The 16,137-nt window shown below is 66.6% G+C and carries 14 protein-coding genes; 4 read left to right on the top strand and 10 right to left on the bottom strand.

Annotated features, from left to right (window positions below):
• Positions 1-2 precede the first annotated feature (2 nt).
• Complete coding sequence (locus G6N08_RS16755; RefSeq protein WP_163759100.1) at positions 3-338, top strand: hemophore-related protein; 336 nt, start codon at positions 3-5, stop codon at positions 336-338.
• Positions 339-626: 288 nt separating this feature from the next.
• Here G6N08_RS16755 and lipL read toward each other — a convergent pair whose 3' ends face one another.
• The 4 genes from lipL to mutA are packed head-to-tail and all read right to left on the bottom strand — an operon-like array spanning position 627 to position 7,022.
• Positions 627-1,895, bottom strand: a complete 1,269-nt coding sequence (lipL, locus tag G6N08_RS16760; RefSeq protein WP_163759102.1) for an esterase/beta-lactamase LipL — start codon at positions 1,893-1,895, stop codon at positions 627-629.
• A gap of 52 nt (positions 1,896-1,947) precedes the next feature.
• The gene (gene meaB / locus G6N08_RS16765) at positions 1,948-2,937 is read right to left on the bottom strand and encodes a methylmalonyl Co-A mutase-associated GTPase MeaB (protein WP_163759104.1); all 990 of its coding nucleotides are present in this window, start codon (positions 2,935-2,937) and stop codon (positions 1,948-1,950) included.
• Positions 2,938-5,190 carry a methylmalonyl-CoA mutase gene (scpA, locus tag G6N08_RS16770; RefSeq protein WP_163759106.1) on the bottom strand — a complete coding sequence of 751 codons (2,253 nt, stop codon included), beginning with the start codon at positions 5,188-5,190 and terminating at the stop codon, positions 2,938-2,940. It abuts the gene before it with no gap.
• 5 nt (positions 5,191-5,195) lie between these two features.
• Positions 5,196-7,022, bottom strand: a complete 1,827-nt coding sequence (gene mutA / locus G6N08_RS16775; RefSeq protein WP_163759108.1) for a methylmalonyl-CoA mutase small subunit — start codon at positions 7,020-7,022, stop codon at positions 5,196-5,198.
• Positions 7,023-7,230: 208 nt separating this feature from the next.
• Here mutA and G6N08_RS16780 point away from each other — a divergent pair, with 208 nt between their 5' ends.
• Positions 7,231-7,935, top strand: coding sequence for a TVP38/TMEM64 family protein (locus tag G6N08_RS16780; protein ID WP_163760794.1), 705 nt, complete (start codon positions 7,231-7,233; stop codon positions 7,933-7,935).
• Here G6N08_RS16780 and G6N08_RS16785 read toward each other — a convergent pair.
• Both G6N08_RS16785 and G6N08_RS16790 read right to left on the bottom strand, forming a co-directional pair.
• Entirely contained in the window at positions 7,909-9,423 is a 1,515-nt protein-coding gene (locus tag G6N08_RS16785) for a HAMP domain-containing sensor histidine kinase (RefSeq protein WP_163759110.1), read from the bottom strand. The two genes, G6N08_RS16780 and G6N08_RS16785, sit on opposite strands and share 27 nt — an antisense overlap.
• Positions 9,420-10,121, bottom strand: coding sequence for a response regulator transcription factor (locus G6N08_RS16790; protein ID WP_163759112.1), 702 nt, complete (start codon positions 10,119-10,121; stop codon positions 9,420-9,422). The genes G6N08_RS16785 and G6N08_RS16790 overlap by 4 nt, the downstream gene beginning before the upstream one ends.
• A gap of 428 nt (positions 10,122-10,549) precedes the next feature.
• On the opposite strand from G6N08_RS16790, the gene G6N08_RS20880 reads away from it, so the two are divergent.
• On the top strand, positions 10,550-11,176 hold the full coding sequence (locus tag G6N08_RS20880; protein WP_163759114.1) for a hypothetical protein: 627 nt from the start codon (positions 10,550-10,552) through the stop codon (positions 11,174-11,176).
• Positions 11,177-11,717: 541 nt separating this feature from the next.
• Here G6N08_RS20880 and G6N08_RS16800 read toward each other — a convergent pair.
• Together G6N08_RS16800 and G6N08_RS16805 are read right to left on the bottom strand one after the other, a co-directional pair.
• Entirely contained in the window at positions 11,718-12,857 is a 1,140-nt protein-coding gene (locus tag G6N08_RS16800) for an SPFH domain-containing protein (RefSeq protein ID WP_163759116.1), read from the bottom strand.
• Positions 12,858-12,925: 68 nt separating this feature from the next.
• Positions 12,926-13,360, bottom strand: a complete 435-nt coding sequence (locus G6N08_RS16805; protein ID WP_163759118.1) for an NfeD family protein — start codon at positions 13,358-13,360, stop codon at positions 12,926-12,928.
• A gap of 57 nt (positions 13,361-13,417) precedes the next feature.
• Between G6N08_RS16805 and G6N08_RS16810 the strand changes: the two genes are divergently transcribed.
• A complete protein-coding gene (locus G6N08_RS16810) occupies positions 13,418-14,278 on the top strand; it encodes an Rv1486c family protein (RefSeq protein WP_163759119.1) in 861 nt (286 codons plus the stop codon).
• A 6-nt stretch (positions 14,279-14,284) separates the two neighbouring features.
• Here G6N08_RS16810 and G6N08_RS16815 read toward each other — a convergent pair whose 3' ends face one another.
• A complete protein-coding gene (locus tag G6N08_RS16815) occupies positions 14,285-15,316 on the bottom strand; it encodes a ferrochelatase (protein WP_163759121.1) in 1,032 nt (343 codons plus the stop codon).
• A 5-nt stretch (positions 15,317-15,321) separates the two neighbouring features.
• The gene (gene inhA / locus G6N08_RS16820; RefSeq protein ID WP_163759123.1) at positions 15,322-16,131 is read right to left on the bottom strand and encodes an NADH-dependent enoyl-ACP reductase InhA; all 810 of its coding nucleotides are present in this window, start codon (positions 16,129-16,131) and stop codon (positions 15,322-15,324) included.
• Between the last annotated feature and the right edge of the window lie 6 nt (positions 16,132-16,137).

The following is a 16,137-nucleotide window of genomic DNA, read 5'->3' on the forward strand; positions in this document are numbered from 1 at the left end:
GCATGACCAAGCTGCTGACCAGACTGCCTGTGGCAGTTGGCGCTCTGGTGGTGTCGGTGACTGCCGGAATCGGGGTCGCGTCCGCGGATCCCGGTATGGATCAGGTCATCAATACCACGTGCAGTTATTCGCAGGCGGTGGCGGCGCTGAATGCGCAAGATCCGGCAGCTGCCGCGCAGTTCAACGCATCGCCGGTGGCGCAGTCCTGGCTGCGCACCTTTCTCGACTCCCCGCCGGACCAGCGCCAGCGAATGATCCAGCAGGTACAAAGCATGCCGCGGGCTCAGCAGTACGCTGGGCTCGTGGTGCAGATCGCCAACACCTGCAACAACTACTGAGCTAACAGCGTGTGGGCAAACCGCTTGCACAACAACTGCTTCGAAGTTTAACCTCAGCTCTGAACTGAGATCGCCGTGAGATAGCGGGCTGAATGGGCTTGTAGCGCAATCGTTTTCGTATAGTCTCAAACAAGCAGTTATCTTCGCGGCCCACGAATCGACCGGTTATCCGCCGGGGCTGGTTTGCCGTGAGTCCGTGTGCGGCGACGTGGAGAGCGGTTCCATCACGCAGTTTCGGGTTATTCTCAGAGCTGGTTTCCGGTTGGAAGACCCACGCGGTAGGGCGGCTTAGCCCGCGACTGCTCCTGGCTGGCGGAACGGTGCGCCGAACTCGGGCACCCTGTGAAAACCGTTCTTGCGCGCCTGGGCGGCGCCGTAGCGGATCATTGTGTGCACGGCGACGAACCCGGTGTGATCCAGTACCACAAACGGCGACAGCAGCCGGTTATGAACGAACGCGAACGCCAACCCGCTCGCCGGATCTGCCCAGCCCAACGATCCGCCCAGCCCGGCGTGGCCGAAGCCCGGCATCAGGCCGGGCACGAAAATTGTGTGGTAACCGAGGTGAAAACCCAAGGGTACGAACAGGTTGCGGTCCAGGCGCAGATTGCGTCGACCAGTCAGACCGTCCACCAGCCTGCGGGAGAGAAACCGGACACCGTCAATCTCACCACCGTTGGCGATGGCACCGTACATCCGTGCCAGCCCGCGTGCCGTCGCGACCCCGTTGGCCGCGGGGATTTCCGCGTCAAGCAGCGGGATATCTCCCTGAACAACGGCTCTCATGCCGGGAAAGTACATTGCGCCGAATCCGGCTGAGGTCTGCAGCGACGCGATTCGAGGCGCGACGAAGTCGAAGACGGGGTTACGGTTGCGGCTCTGCGGCATGATGATCTGTGCGGCGCGGGTGGGCGCCTCAGCCGGCGGCCGGCCCAGATGCAAACCGTCGGTGCCCAACGGCTCGGCAAGCTCCTCGCGGATCAAGTCACGCATGCCCTTGCCGGTGACCGCCCGCGCCAGACCCGACATCAGCCAGCCGTAGGTGAGTGCGTGATACGCGGGTTTGCCCAGCAACCGGCCCGGTGGCGCCGCGGCAAGCTGCTCTTCCATCAATCTGTGGTTCAGCAAGTCGTCTCGGGTGGCGCCATTCAACGATGACAACCCGGCGCGGTGCCGCATCACTGTGCGCACCGTGATGGCGGCTTTACCGTTCGCGCCGAACTCCGGCCAATACTCGGCAACCGGGGCGTCGTAGTCGATCAACCCTCGGTCCACCAACCGGTGAATGACGGTCGAGCTCATCCCCTTCGTCGCCGAGAACACCATGGCGCCGGTGTCTGCCGTCCAGGGCACCTGTCCACGCCGGTCAGACCACCCCATCCAGACGTCGACGACCGGTACACCCTCGAGATACACCGCCATCGCGCCACCGCCGAACCGGCGCCCCGGGAACAAGCTGGCGAAGCTGCGGACGGCGCAGGCAAAGTGCGGGTCCGCTGCGCCGTGGACACCGCGGGGAAGCGCACCGCTGCGACGGCCGCGGGTCTGTTGTGTCACAGTGTCAAATTTACCCGCGTGGCTGGCAAACAAACCTCAAGTTACCTTTCTGTTAAACTGACGCAACCTGAAGTATTTGCTGCGCAGCCAAAGCCGGGGTCAGTTCGCCCGCCAGCACCCGCCGTTCGACGTCGGCGCGGATTTCGCGCACAGCGGGATTGGACAGCACTCGGTCCAGCACCGTGTCACGAACCAACTGCCAGGTCCAGTCGACCTGCTGCGCTCGCCGGCGCGCCTCGAACTCACCAGCCTCAGTGAGCACCCGTCGGTGACGTTCGACCGTGTCCCACAACTGTGTGAGCCCGGTCCCTTCGACCGCACTCATGGTGAGAACTGGTGGTTTCCAAAGGGTTTCACGCGGATAGATCATACGGATAGCTGCCGAGAGGTCACGTGCAGCTGACCGTGCTTCACCGAGGTGCTCGCCGTCGGCCTTGTTCACTACGACGATATCGGCCAGTTCGAGCACCCCTTTCTTGATGCCCTGCAACTGATCACCGGTGCGCGCAAGGGTCAGTAGCACGAATGTGTCGACCATGTTGGCCACCGCAACCTCGGACTGACCGACCCCAACGGTTTCGACCAGGATCACGTCGAAGCCCGTGCCTTCCAACAGCACAATGGTTTCACGGGTCGCCCTGGCGACACCTCCGAGCGTGCCCGCGGTTGGCGAGGGCCGGATGTAGGCGTTCGGGTGTACTGCCAGCCGCGCCATCCGGGTTTTATCGCCGAGGATCGAACCACCGCTGCGGGTCGATGACGGGTCGACGGCCAGTACCGCAACCCGATGGCCGTGGTCGACCAGATACATTCCCAGCGCTTCGATCGCCGTTGACTTGCCCACACCGGGCACACCGGTGATCCCGACTCGGTGGGCCTTCCCGGAATCCGGAGTCAGTGCGAGCAGCAATTGCTGGGCTTGCTCGCGATGATCGCTGCGGGTGGACTCTACTAACGTGATGGCCCGCGGCAGCGCTGCACGGTCGCCTCTGCGCAGAGCCGCCGCCAAGTCCTCGACAGTGTCAAAGTTGTTGGTTGCCATCTAGGTGAGCGTGTAGCCCAGCCGGTCGGCAAGCTTGTGCAGCAAGTCGATTGCGGCATCTGCGATGACGGTGCCGGGCGGAAAGATCGCGGCGGCTCCGGCGGCGTACAGTTCGTCGTAGTCGCCGGGTGGGATGACGCCGCCGACCACGATCATGATGTCGGGCCGGCCCACCCCGGCGAGCGCGTCACGCAGGGCGGGCACCAGCGTCAAATGCCCGGCGGCCAGCGACGACACGCCGATGACGTGCACATCATTGTCGGCTGCCTGGCGGGCGACCTCGTCGGGCGTGGAGAAGAGCGAGCCGACGTCGACGTCGAACCCGAGGTCGGCGAACGCCGTCGCAATCACCTTCTGCCCCCGGTCGTGGCCATCCTGACCGATCTTGGCCACCAAAATCCGCGGCCGCCGACCGTCCGCCTCGGCGAACTTCTGGACCAGTTCAGTGGCCTTGGCGATACTGGTCACGTTTCCAGCCTCATCACGGTAGATGCCTGCGAGCGTCCGAATCTCAGCTTGGTGGCGTCCGTAGACTTTTTCCAGCGCTTCGGAGATCTCCCCGACGGTGGCTTGGGCCCGGGCGGCGTCGATGGCCAGCGCGAGCAGGTTGTTACCCAGCCCATCGGCCCCGGCCGGCCCGGTGGCGGCGGCCGCGCGCGTCAGCTCTGCCAGTGCCTTGTCCACGGCGTCCTGATCCCGGTTGGCTCGCAGTTGTTGAAGTTTGGCCAGCTGCTCGGCGCGCACCCGACTGTTGTCGACCTTGAGAACCTCAATCGGATGGTCCTCATCGATCTGATACTTGTTGACCCCGATCACCGTCTGACGTCCGGAGTCGATGCGCGCTTGGGTGCGCGCGGCGGCCTCTTCGATACGCAGCTTCGGGATGCCGTCACTGATGGCCTGCGCCATGCCGCCGTGCTCGGCCACCTCGGCCAGGTGGGTACGAGCCTTCTGCGCGAGCCGATACGTCAGCCACTCCACGAAATACGAGCCAGCCCAAGGATCGATCGGCCTGGTGATGCCCGATTCCTGTTGCAGCAACAGCTGGGTGTTGCGCGCGATGCGCGCCGAAAAATCGGTAGGCAGCGCCAGCGCCTCATCGAGCGCGTTGGTGTGCAGCGACTGGGTGTGACCCTGCGCCGCGGCCATCGCCTCGATGCAGGTGCGGGCGACGTTGTTGAAGGGATCCTGGGCAGTCAGCGACCAGCCTGAAGTCTGCGAATGTGTGCGCAACGACAGCGATTTAGGGTTCTTCGGACCGAACTGCGCGACCAGCTCGCTCCACAGCAGCCGGCCTGCCCGGAGTTTGGCGACCTCCATGAAGAAGTTCATCCCGATACCCCAGAAGAACGACAGCCGCGGCGCGAACTGGTCGATGTGCAATCCCGCGTCCAGGCCCGCCTTGACGTAGTCCACCCCATCGGCCAGCGTGTAGGCCAGCTCTAAATCCGCTGTGGCGCCGGCCTCTTGCATGTGATAGCCGGAAATGGAAATGGAGTTGAACTTGGGCATCTTGGCGCTGGTGTAGGCGAAGATGTCGGAGATGATCCGCATCGACGGTTTCGGCGGGTAGATGTAGGTGTTGCGGACCATGAATTCTTTGAGGATGTCGTTCTGGATGGTGCCGGCGAGCTTCTCCGGGGGGACACCCTGTTCTTCGGCGGCTACCACATACAGCGCGAGCACCGGCAACACGGCGCCGTTCATCGTCATCGACACCGATACTTTCGACAAGTCGATACCGTCGAACAACTCGCGCATGTCGAGGATGGAATCGATTGCCACACCTGCCATTCCGACATCGCCCTGCACTCGGGGATGGTCAGAGTCGTAGCCGCGGTGAGTGGCCAGGTCGAACGCCACCGACAGGCCCTTCTGGCCGGCTGCGAGGTTGCGGCGGTAAAACGCGTTCGAGTCCGCGGCAGTGGAAAACCCGGCATATTGGCGGATGGTCCACGGCTGAGTGACATACATTGTCGGGTAAGGGCCCCGGATGTAAGGCGGCTCGCCCGGAAAGCTGTTCAGCGGGTAGCCCTCGCGGACGGCGACGTCTCGATCGGCGGCGACGTAGACGGATTTGACAGCAATGCCTTCGGGTGTGTGCCATTCAAGTTCGTCTGCTGTGTAGCCATGCGGTGCCGCGGTTTTTGCAGTAGGCGTGGTGAGGGCCGCTGCGGTCGCCTTTTTGTCCGCATGCGCTCCGTGTAGCGGGACATCGGCAAAACTGCCGATAGCAGACATACTCGCAGTCATCTCGCCTAGGCCCCCAATCGGGTCAACAGATTCGAAAGAACTTGGACTGCATTGATTTTCGCAGTTAAATACTCATCGGGAAGATGGTCAGAACCGTCCAGCACGGTTTTTGGCCCGGCCAGGTAGATCCGCGACACCCCGGCGCGGCGGGCCGCCTCCACGACGCCGGGCGCTTCTGTGCGGTAGCGGTCATCGGTGCCGCAAACCACCACGACATCAATTGAACCGTTCACCGAGAGGGCATGGGCGACACTTCCAGCGTCGACGGGCCCGGGGTTGACTGCTTCGATACCACCGGATGCCAACAGGTTGGCCGCAAACGTCGCCCGGACATTGTGCTCGGCCAGCGGACCCAGCGGCAGCAACAACACGCGCGGACGAGATCCGGTGCGCTGGAGATAGGCATCCGAGCGATCCCGCAAAGCCTCGAATTCCGCCGCGTAGCGTTTGATCGCCGAACCGCCCGGCGACAGAACCGGTTCGTCCAGGTTCGGGTATTCGTTGACCCCGGTGATCGCAAGACGGCGATGGGCGATGTCATCGGCGCGGCGGGCGGCGATCTCGGCGATCTGACCACCGATGTAGTCGCAGGCATCGACGAATCCCCCGCGGGCTTCGACGTCTTGAAAAAGTTGCCAAGCACGCTGGGCGAGCTGTTCGGTGAGGTTCTCCACGAACCACGATCCGCCCGCGGGATCCAGCACTCGGCCGATGTGGGACTCTTCCAGCAGCAGCAGCTGCGTGTTGCGGGCGATCCGGCGGGCAAAATTCGGTCCCGTGCCCGGGTAACCGTCCGGGATCGCCGCGTCGAACGGCAGTACTCGCACCGTGTCGGCGCCGCCCACTCCGGCGCTAAAAGCCGCCACCGTGGTGCGCAGCATGTTCACCCACGGATCTCGCTGGGTCATCATCGGAAACGATGTCTCGGCGTGCACGATGGCCGCCGCGCCGGCCGGGTCGCCGAGAACTTCACCTACCCGCGCCCACAGTTGCCGGGCCGCCCGTATCTTGGCGATCGTCATGAACTGGTCGTCGTCAGCACTGAGTCGAAAACTGATCTGGCGCAATGCGTCTGAGACTGAAATCCCAGATTCGTCCAGTGTCCGAAGGTAGGCCACCGCGGCAGCGATGCTGCCGGCGAGCTCCCACGACGCGTTAGCGCCCAGGTTGTGAAATGCCGGGCCGTCGACCGTGATCGCCCGCACGCCGCGGCCAGCGGCGATTTTCTGCGCGACCGCGACCACCTGGTCGACAGACGGGGCGGGACGTCCGCTCAGCGGCGCGCTCAGCGGGTCGGCCCCCAGGTCGACCGACAGCGTCGCCCGCTGTTCAGGTGTCACCGAGGACATCAGCCCCAGCACCGCGTCGGCCGCCATCGTGTAGTCAGCGCCGGCGTCCACGATCAGCGGCACCAGTTCCAGATAGACGCCGTCCAGGAGCCGGCCGAGCTGACCCGGCGCCACGCCCGATTCCCCCACCCGAAGCACCAGCGCGCTGACCCCGTTGGTGAGCGCGCTGAGCACAGCAGCGTTGTCGTCGGCGCCCTGGGTTGGAAACAGCTCGGCGACCTTCCAGCCGCCGGCGACGCCGCGTGCGGCGTCAGCGCCACGCACGAAAGGCCACTGGCCGGGTAACGGCGGCTCCGGCATTTCGTCAAGCGCGGTGTAGAGCGCGCGGATCGCGAACCCCTCGTATGTCGGAGTTTCCAGCAGCCGCTCGGGCTCGTCGCCGAGCTCGCTGCGATGACGGCTTTTGCTGAGCACCTCGGTCACCGCCGTACGCCATCGGGCGCGGGCCTGCGCCAGGTTGTCGGCGGACATGTCGATGGACACCGGCGGCTCCTGTGGTCACAGCATGGGGCGATGATCGCCGTTGACAAGATCCTTGCCTTTTGTCACTCAGGCTAATTGATCGCGATCAGCGACTTGGAAGCGACCGGCTCTGCGAAACGCCTGGGCGACGCCATCGTTGTCAAGGGCCTTTAACCTGTGCTGTGTGAGCGCGCCCGCCGCCAGCACGGTGATCTGCACCCTGCGCAGTATGGGCGCTTCGCTGGTCGCAACGACACGCCAGCTGTCCCCGCGGCGGATGACCGTGACCACCGGCGTGCTCGTCGCCCTGGTCGCTGTGGCGGTGCTTGTGCCTCGTCCCACCGCGGTGCAATTGCGGGACTGGGCAACCTCGGCGGGACCGTGGTTTCCGCTGGCGTTCCTCACCGCGCATATCGTCGTGACAGTGCTGCCATTCCCGCGCACCGCGTTCACCCTGGCCGCCGGGCTGCTGTTCGGTCCGCTGCTCGGTGTCGTGCTGGCGGTCGCGGCCAGTACGGCCAGCGCGCTGATCGCGCTGCTGCTGGTGCGCGCGGCCGGTTGGCAGCTGAGCCGTCTGGTGCGGCACGCGGCGGTCCAGAGCGTCGACGCGCGTCTGCGGGACCGCGGCTGGCCGGCTATCTTGTCGCTGCGCCTGATCCCCGCCGTGCCGTTTTCCGTGCTCAACTATGCTGCGGGCGCGTCAGCCGTGCGGGTATTGCCTTACCTGCTGGCCACGCTGGCAGGCGTGACACCGGGAACGGTCGCCGTGGTGATCTTGGGTGACGCGCTGACCGGCCGGGTCAACCCGCTGCTGTACCTGGTGTCGGCGTGCACGGCCGCTGTCGGTGTGAGCGTGCTGGGCTACGAAATTTACCGGCACCGCCAGCAGCGCCGCGGGGCGAACACCTCACGATCTCGCCGCAGTGGCAGGTAGTGTCAGCTGGAATCGTGCGCCGCCCTCATGGGGCAGGCAGACCAAGTCGCCGCCGTGGGCGCGGGCGAGTGCGCGTGCGATGGGCAAACCCAGTCCGGCGCCGCCCCGGTCACGGCTGCGGGCGGTGTCCAGGCGCACCAGTCGTTCGAAGATGCGCTCCCGCTCGTCGTCGGGAATCCCCGGGCCGGTGTCGGTAACGGTGACCTCCGCGAGTTCGCGACCGGTGGCGTGCTCCGCACACCGCCGCAGGTCGATACTGATCCGGCCGTTCGGCGGGGTATAGCGACGTGCGTTGTCGAGCAGATTGGACAAGATCTGCGCCAACCGGGTGGGATCAGCCGGGACGACCAGCGCGGTCGGTCCGCTGCGCGTGATGGTCAGCTGGGGTGCCAGCATGGCGGTCCGGTCGGCTTCGGCCTCGATAAGGGCGGCGAGGTCGACGTCTTGCACGTCCAGCGCCAGGCCGGCGTCGATGCGGCTGAGATCAAGCATGTCGGCGACCAGTCGGGCGGCGCGGCGAGCGTCGGACAGCAGCAGCGTGGCCCGCCGGTATTGGCGACGCCCGGCCGGATCTTGGCCGGCATTGCCGGCAAGCTGTTCAGCCGCGGCTTGGATACCTGCTATGGGGGTGCGCAGTTCGTGAGCGGCGTCGACGAGGAACCGCCGGGTGGCCGTCTCGGCACGCTGCGCCGCTTCCGCGGCGTGCTGAGCCTGGCGCTCGGAGGCTTCCAGGGCGTCGAGCATCCCGTCGAATGCGCTTGCCGCGCGGCCAAGCTCCGTGTCGGGACGGTCAGGGCGCAGCCGCCGACCGCGGTCACCGGTAGCGATGTCCTTGGCTAGCGCGGTGAGCCGATCCAGCGGCCGCAGGGCCGCCCGGCTCGCGGCCACGAGCAACAGAGCGGCCACCAGAAGAGTCGCCACGCCGGCTCCGATCATGAGCCGGCGCAGCTGGTGTGTCACTTGGGTGGTTTGCGTGGTATCGGCCACCAGGATCACCCGTCCGCCAGTCGGCAGCGGGTGCACCACCACCGTGGCGGTGGCATCCGGACGCGGCGGCGGGGGCGGCGGACCCCACGGCGGCGGGGGTGGTGGCGGGGGCGGCGGACCCCAGGCTGGTGGTGGCGGGGGCGGCGGGCCCCACGGCGGCGGTGGCGGGACGGTGGGGCCGGCGGTGGTGTCTGGGCTGATCGCCGGATCCCCGTAGGTGGCACCGTCGGGGCCGACGAGTAGCGCCCGCACACTACCACCGTTGAGTTCGGCCGCAATCTGGCCCGGCGGAGTTCGAGCGAGCGCCAGCGCGTCGGCGCGCGATGTGGCCGCGATCAGCCGGTCGTGCAGATTGCGTCGTGCTTGTGCACCCACGCTCACGTCGACGACGACCCCGAGGATCACCAGTAACACCGTCAGTAGCCCCAGCACCATCAACGTCACCCGGTACCGCAGAGACGGTGTCGGCGTCGGCGGATCCGGAGAGGCACCGGGGATCATGGCCGCGGTGGCTGCAGGCGATAGCCGATACCGCGGACGGTGTGCACGATACGCGGGCCGTGCGCTTCGAGTTTGCGTCGTAGTCCGCTGATGTGTACCTGCACCAGGTTGGTGTCGTAGGCGTCATATCCCCACACCGCGCGAAGAATCTGGCTGGCGCTGACGATCCGGCCGCGCTGTTCGACGAGAAAAGCCAACAGCCGTAGCTCTGTGGCGGTCAGCTCCAGGCGATGACCATCACGGGCGGCGACACCGGCTTCCACGTCCAGGATCAGGTCACCGACCTGCACCACCTGAGGCAGCCGTCCGCGCCGGCGCAGGACCGCGCCGACCCGCGAGAGCAGTTCGACGAGTTCGAATGGTTTGACCACGTAATCGTCTGCTCCGCTGTCCAGACCGCGCACTCGGTCCGAGAGGGCATCACGGGCGGTGATCATCACGATCCCGGCATCGCCCCATTCGCGGATGACGTCGATCAGCGCAAATCCGTCTCGACCCGGCAGCATCACATCCAGCACCACCAGGTCAGGACGCAGACCGTCGAGAAGCTCCTCCAGCCCGTCGCCGTCGGCGCGGGCCTCGGTGTGGTATCCGACCTCGGTTAATGCTTCGGCGACCATCTCGCGGATAGTTTCCGAATCTTCCACCACAAGCACCCGCGGCGCAGTGCGCCGATGGTCGCGCCAGCTACTGGGCATGGTTCATTGTTAGCGCCGTTAGCGCCGCATCCCTGAAATCAGCCTGAAGAAACGAGTGGCGCGGGATTCTTCAGGTTCACTTCAACTAGGCTGGCTATGGTCCGCCGGTAGACCCTCAACCGTATGGGACAGCGTATGAGCTCCGATAACAACGACATCAACACCGGGGCAGACATGCTCCGGCCGGACCAGACGTCGGCCCCGCCTGCACAACCCCCTCGTCGCCGCTGGGTGGGCGTGAGCGAAGCGGCCCGCCGCCATCCCATCGCCACCGTGGCAGGTGCAGCGGTAGTGGGCCTGGTGATGGGCGCAGCCGCGGCCGCTGCCGTAATTCTGCTGACGTGGAGTCCTCCCGCCGTGCCGCGGGAGCCACTCGCCCTTCGCCCCGCCCCGGCACTCGGACCGGGTAGTCCGCCTCCCCCGCAGGCTTGGCCGGCCCCACCCCCGGGTCGCCGCGGTCCGCTGAGCTGGCCGTCGGCGCCACGGGACCCGATCCCGCCGCCGCCGCCACCACCGCCGGGTGTTCCGCCACCGGCCTGGGGGCCGCCGCCCCCACCCCCACCAGCTTGGGGCCCGCCGCCCCCACCACCGCCGGGACCGTGGGGCCCGCCGCCTCCACCGGCCTGGGGGCCTCCGCCCCCACCACCGCCGGGACCGTGGGGCCCGCCGCCTCCACCCCCACCGGCCTGGGGCGCGCCGCTGCCCCCACCGGCCTAACCGCCGCCGACACCGATGAGACGAGAGCGGGAGGGCAGACCGTGATCGTGCTGCTGCTCGTGGCCGCCGTGGCAGGCGCCTACTGGGCGGGTGCCCATAGTCGGCGGCCACCCCGCGACGACTTTTCCCGCCGGCACAGCCCCGACACCGCCGGCCACCCTGCCGGCTACCCCGCGGAGCCATCACGGGCTGCGCCGGCTCCGGGGTGGCTGTGGGTACTGGGCACCGCGATCGCCATCCTGGTGGTGTGCTCAGTCCGGAGCCGACCCGATATTTTCGGCGGGCCGGGGCTTTTCGGTGGACCCGGCGGGCTCTTCGCGACGCTGCTCGGTCCGTAAGCCACCGGGGGCGCCGCCGCCCAGCGCGAACTGGCCGGCCGATCACGTGTCGCGCGGCCGAGCGTCATCGGTCGCGGTGGCCGCCGCTGAGTCCCCTTCCGAAACCGCGGTGACCAGCGCCGAACCCGCCATGCCCGCCTGGCCGGGGCCAGCCCCGGCAACCACTACCTCGTGGACGGGCTCGCGGATGGTCCGGCTCTCTCGCACGGGCACGCTCACGTTCGACGGCTGAAGCGGCACGACCGGTGGTGCCACCGGCACCGGAGGCGCCAGGCCGTCCACGGGAAGCTCTTGCGCAGCAGGTGCCGGCCGGCCAATCGGAAAGTGCGTAGGCGAGTACGGCGGTCGACGACGAAATGGTGCGTTCGCTACGGCCGGCGCCGCGCCACGGGTCAGTGCTGTCTGTGATTTCGCGGCGCTCGCCGAGAAGCACGTCGCGGTCCGCAGGTGGTGTGTGAGCGCACCACGCCGTCGGAGGCGACGAGGAACAGTCAACCTGAGCCACTGCCGCTCGGCGCAGCACAGGTTTCTGTCATCACACTCATGAGCCGGCCGGCGGCGTCCCGGCCACCCCCTCCACCGGTTTGCGGGCATCCGCTTCGGCCTTGGCCACCGCCTGCGCAATCGCCGCATCGGTCTGCAGGCTGAACCAGTCGGCGACATCCTCGCTGTCGTCCTCGGGCTTGGGCAGATCCGGCTCCACCGGTGACGGTTGGTACCGGTACACCCCATCCTCACCGGGCGCACCCAGCAGTTTGGTGAACCCTTGCAACGCAGCCCCGAAGTCGCTGGGCACCACCCACACCTTGGTGGCCTCGCCCTGGGCCAGCTGCGGCAGGACCTGCAGATACTGGTAAGCCAGCAGCTCCGGGGTGGGCCGTCCGGCTTTGATCGCCGCGAATATTTTCTCGATGGCCTTGGCCTGACCTTGCGCCTGCAGGTAGGCCGCGGCCCGCTCTCCCTGGGCGCGCAGCATCCGGGATTGCCGATCGGCCTCCGCGGCCAGGATCGCGGCCTGTTTGGCGCCTTCGGCCGCCAGGATCTGCGCCTGCTTCTGTCCCTCGGCCTCTTTGATCGCCGCCTCCCGGGTGCCTTCGGCGGTGAGGATCATGGCGCGCTTTTCCCGGTCGGCTTTCATCTGCTTTTCCATCGACGCCTGGATCGACGGCGGCGGGTCGATGGCCTTCAGCTCCACTCGCGCCACCCGCAGCCCCCAGCGGCCGGTTGCCTCATCGAGCACACCGCGTAACTGGCCGTTGATCTCGTCACGCGAGGTCAACGTCTGCTCCAGTGTCAGCCCGCCCACCACGTTGCGCAGCGTGGTCGTGGTCAGCTGCTCGACCCCGACGATGTAGTTGCTGATTTCGTAAACCGCCGCCTGCGGATTGGTGACCTGAAAGTAGACCACGGTGTCGATATTGAGGGTCAGGTTGTCCTCAGTGATCACCGGCTGCGGCGGAAACGACACTACCCGCTCGCGCAAATCCACCCGGGCCCGGATCCGGTCGATGAACGGCACCAACACCGTCAGCTGTCCGCTGACGGTGCGGCTGTAGCGGCCCAGCCGCTCGATGACCGCGGCCTCGGCCTGCGGAATCAGCACAACCGATTTGGCCACCACGATGACGGCGAAGCCCACCAGGATAGCCAGCAACACCAGACCCGCAACCGCACCTGGCATGATGTCCTCTCTTTACTCCACAGGCTCTACTCCACAGGCTCTACTCCACAGGCGTTACTCCGCAGGCGTTAGGTGTCCTTCCAGACCACGGCGGTGGCGCCATCGATATGCACGACGGTCACCCGCTCGCCGGGCTCGTAGATGTCGCCGTCGTTGAATGGCCGGGCTGTCCACAGCTGGCCGTCGAGCTTTACTTGCCCGCGGTCACCGGCGACGCGGTCGATGACCAGCGCGCTTTTACCCTCCAGCGCCTGAACACCGGTCTGCAGTCCCGCAGGGGCGACCAGCCGCCGCCGCAGCGCGGGGCGGACCACCGCGATGAGCAGCACCGAGACCACCAGAAACACCACTCCGTCGGCCCAGACCGGCCAGCCCAGCAGCCAACTGGATGCGGCGGCGGCCAGCGCGCCGCCCGCCAGCATGAGCAAGGACATGTCGCCGGTCAGCGCTTCCCCGCCCGCGAGCCCCACCGCGAAGACCAGCCAGATCAGGGCCTCAGGCATGCGGTCAGAATACGCGTGAACAGCGTTGATCGTGGCAAACAACTAAACTCCGAGATCATGTGGTGCCCCAGTGCAACGCTGTCGATCTGGGCCAACGCCTGGCTTGCTGGACGAGCAGCGCCCGATGACGTTCTTGATGCGTTATCATGTTGGGCGCCAACACAATCCGTGACAGCTTACGACGCGGTTGCTGCGGGTCATACCGGGCTGCCGTGGCCGGATGTCGACAACTCCGGGGCGGTGTCACTGCTGCAGACGCTACGCGCCGCGGCCGGGCCGCCGGTAGCGTCCGCCCCGCCGATCAGCGTGGTGTCACCCGTACCGGGCGACGTGCGCGGGCTGGCGGCGGGCACCCAGTTCGAGCGGGACGCGCTGACCGTCGGTGAAGCGGTGATCGTCGCCGATCCCAGCGACCCCACCGCAGCCGTCGGCCTGGTCCCCGAATTTGACTACCGCAACGCCGACGACCGCGCGGGTACGCCCGAATTATGTGCCTTGTCGTGGACGGTGTACTCGCTGCCCGGCGCGCCCGTACTCGACTACCACGAGCTGGGTGAAGCCGAATACGCGCTGGGATCGGCGGTGCGCTCGGCGGCTGATGCGCTCGACGGTCTCGGGTTGGGATCCCTTTGCAGCGGGATCGCCGATCCGCGGGCACTGGTCGCCCAGCTGCTGGAATCGTCACGGCAACACCGGGCGCCCGATCACGCCCCGTCGCGTGCGCTGCGGGTGCTGGAGAAAGCGGCGCACGTCGACGCGATCGTCACCGTCAGCGCCGGGCTGACCCGGTTGCCCGGCGCCGAACGCTCAGTGTCGGAGGCCCAGATCGCAAGCGACGCGCTGCGACCGCTGGCCGCCGTGGTCCGTTCGGCGCGGATGTCCGCCGCCGCCGCGATCTTGCGCTCGGCCTGGCAGTGAGGCTGTTCACCGCGTCGAGTGCTGCTGCGCGACGCAGTGCGGCGGGCGGCACGGCGCGCCGTTGATACTGGCCGCACAACCCGGGACCGGATCACGCCCGGATACCCGGACCGGCTCGCCGCCGGACCGTAGCTCGTCGATCAACGCGATTGCGAGCTGGGCGAATCGCGGATCGGCGTTGGGTGTGCTGGCCCGGGCGAAAGCCATGCCCGACGCTTCGGCCTGCCGGCGCAGCTCGTGGTCGAGATCCCACACCACCTCGATATGGTCAGCGACAAAGCCGATCGGGCAGATGACGACCGCCTTGGTGCCCCGATCGGCCAGCGCCGCCAGATGGTCGGAGACGTCCGGTTCCAGCCATGCGACCTGCGGCGGACCCGACCGCGACTGCCACACCAGATCGTAATCGTCGTATCCGGCTGCAGCTGCGACAAGTCTTGTGGCATAAGCGACTTGGCGACTGTACAGCCGGGGGCCGAAGCTCTCGTCTGCAGCGACCGGCACCGAGTGCGCGGTGAACACCAACCGCGCGTCCGCCGCGACGGTCCGGGCGGCGGCACCGATCGCTTCGGCGAACAACTCCACAAACAGCGGATGGTCAAAGTACGGTCGCAACTTGACCATCTCGGGTGCCCCCAGACCCGCCAGCCGTCGCGCCCTGGCGATGTCTTCGACATATTGTGTGCAGCTCGAATAACCGCTCCACGCCGATGTAGTGAACACCGCAGCACAGCTGACGTTGTTGTCCCGCATCGTCGCAACCACATCTTCGACGTACGGCTGCCAGTTGCGGTTGCCGAAATACACCGGAATATCCATGCCGTGATCGACCAGCTCTGCGCGGAGCTGCGCGACCAGCCTGCGGTTGATCGCGTTGATCGGAGATACCCCGCCGAAATGCAGATAATGCTCGGCGACCTCGTCGATGCGCTCCGGCGGCACACCGCGGCCGCGGGTGACGTTCTCCAGGAACGGCCGGACCTGTTCAGGCCCTTCCGGCCCGCCGAAAGACAGCAGCAGGACCGCGTCAAACTGCATGGTGTTCAAAGTAATTGAGTGTGCGCACCACCGTCGGCGTAGATGATGTCACCCGTGGTAGCCGGCAGCCAGTCGGACAGCACCGCGCACACCGTCTTGGCGACTGGTGTGGCATCCTTCATGTCCCAGCCGATCGGCGCCCGCTGGTCCCATCCCTGCTCGAGCAACCGCATCTGATCGCTGGCCTGTTCGCCAAGCGCGCCACCAACAATCGCGCTCATCGCCAGCGTCCGGATCGGGCCTGCTGCAACCAAGTTCGAGCGAACCTTGTATCGTCCCGCTTCGCGCGCCACGAACCGGTTCACCGACTCCAGCGCGCTTTTCGCCACCGTCATCCAGTTATAGGCCGGCATGGCACGGCTCGGGTCGAAGTCCATGCCGACGATGGCGCTGCCCGGACTCATGATCGGCAGCAACGCTTTAGCCAGCGACGCGTAGGAATACGCCGAAATATGAATACCTTTCGCAACATCCTCGAAGGGGGCATCGAGGAACGGCGACAGACCCATCCCACTGGAGGGCATGTAACCGATCGAATGCACCACACCATCGAGCTGATTGCCCTCACCGATGACCTCAATCACCCGATCGGCGAGTGTGGCCAGGTGCTCGTCGTTTTGGACGTCGAGTTCCAGCAGCGGTGGTTTCTGCGGCAACCGGCCAAGAATGCGCTCGATCAACCGCAGCCGGTCAAACCCCGTGCACACCAGCTGCGCGCCCTGTTCCTGAGCCACCCGGGCAATGTGGAACGCGATCGACGCGTCAGTGATGATCCCGGTGACGAGGATCCGTTTGCCTTCCAACAGTCCTGCCATAACCGT

The organism is Mycobacterium botniense (assembly GCF_010723305.1).
GTDB classification, from domain to species: Bacteria; Actinomycetota; Actinomycetes; order Mycobacteriales; family Mycobacteriaceae; genus Mycobacterium; species Mycobacterium botniense.

Bases quoted from the DNA above. Each gene is read 5' to 3' on its own strand.
- G6N08_RS16780 (WP_163760794.1), top strand. From the start codon at position 7,231: ATGGGCGCTTCGCTGGTCGCAACGACACGCCAGCTGTCCCCGCGGCGG.
- G6N08_RS16810 (WP_163759119.1), top strand. From the start codon at position 13,418: ATGTGGTGCCCCAGTGCAACGCTGTCGATCTGGGCCAACGCCTGGCTT.
- G6N08_RS16785 (WP_163759110.1), bottom strand. From the start codon at position 9,423: ATGATCCCCGGTGCCTCTCCGGATCCGCCGACGCCGACACCGTCTCTG.
- scpA (WP_163759106.1), bottom strand. From the start codon at position 5,190: ATGACTGCGAGTATGTCTGCTATCGGCAGTTTTGCCGATGTCCCGCTA.
- G6N08_RS16790 (WP_163759112.1), bottom strand. From the start codon at position 10,121: ATGCCCAGTAGCTGGCGCGACCATCGGCGCACTGCGCCGCGGGTGCTT.
- G6N08_RS16815 (WP_163759121.1), bottom strand. From the start codon at position 15,316: ATGCAGTTTGACGCGGTCCTGCTGCTGTCTTTCGGCGGGCCGGAAGGG.
- meaB (WP_163759104.1), bottom strand. From the start codon at position 2,937: ATGGCAACCAACAACTTTGACACTGTCGAGGACTTGGCGGCGGCTCTG.
- G6N08_RS16800 (WP_163759116.1), bottom strand. From the start codon at position 12,857: ATGCCAGGTGCGGTTGCGGGTCTGGTGTTGCTGGCTATCCTGGTGGGC.
- G6N08_RS16805 (WP_163759118.1), bottom strand. From the start codon at position 13,360: ATGCCTGAGGCCCTGATCTGGCTGGTCTTCGCGGTGGGGCTCGCGGGC.
- inhA (WP_163759123.1), bottom strand. From the start codon at position 16,131: ATGGCAGGACTGTTGGAAGGCAAACGGATCCTCGTCACCGGGATCATC.
- G6N08_RS16755 (WP_163759100.1), top strand. From the start codon at position 3: ATGACCAAGCTGCTGACCAGACTGCCTGTGGCAGTTGGCGCTCTGGTG.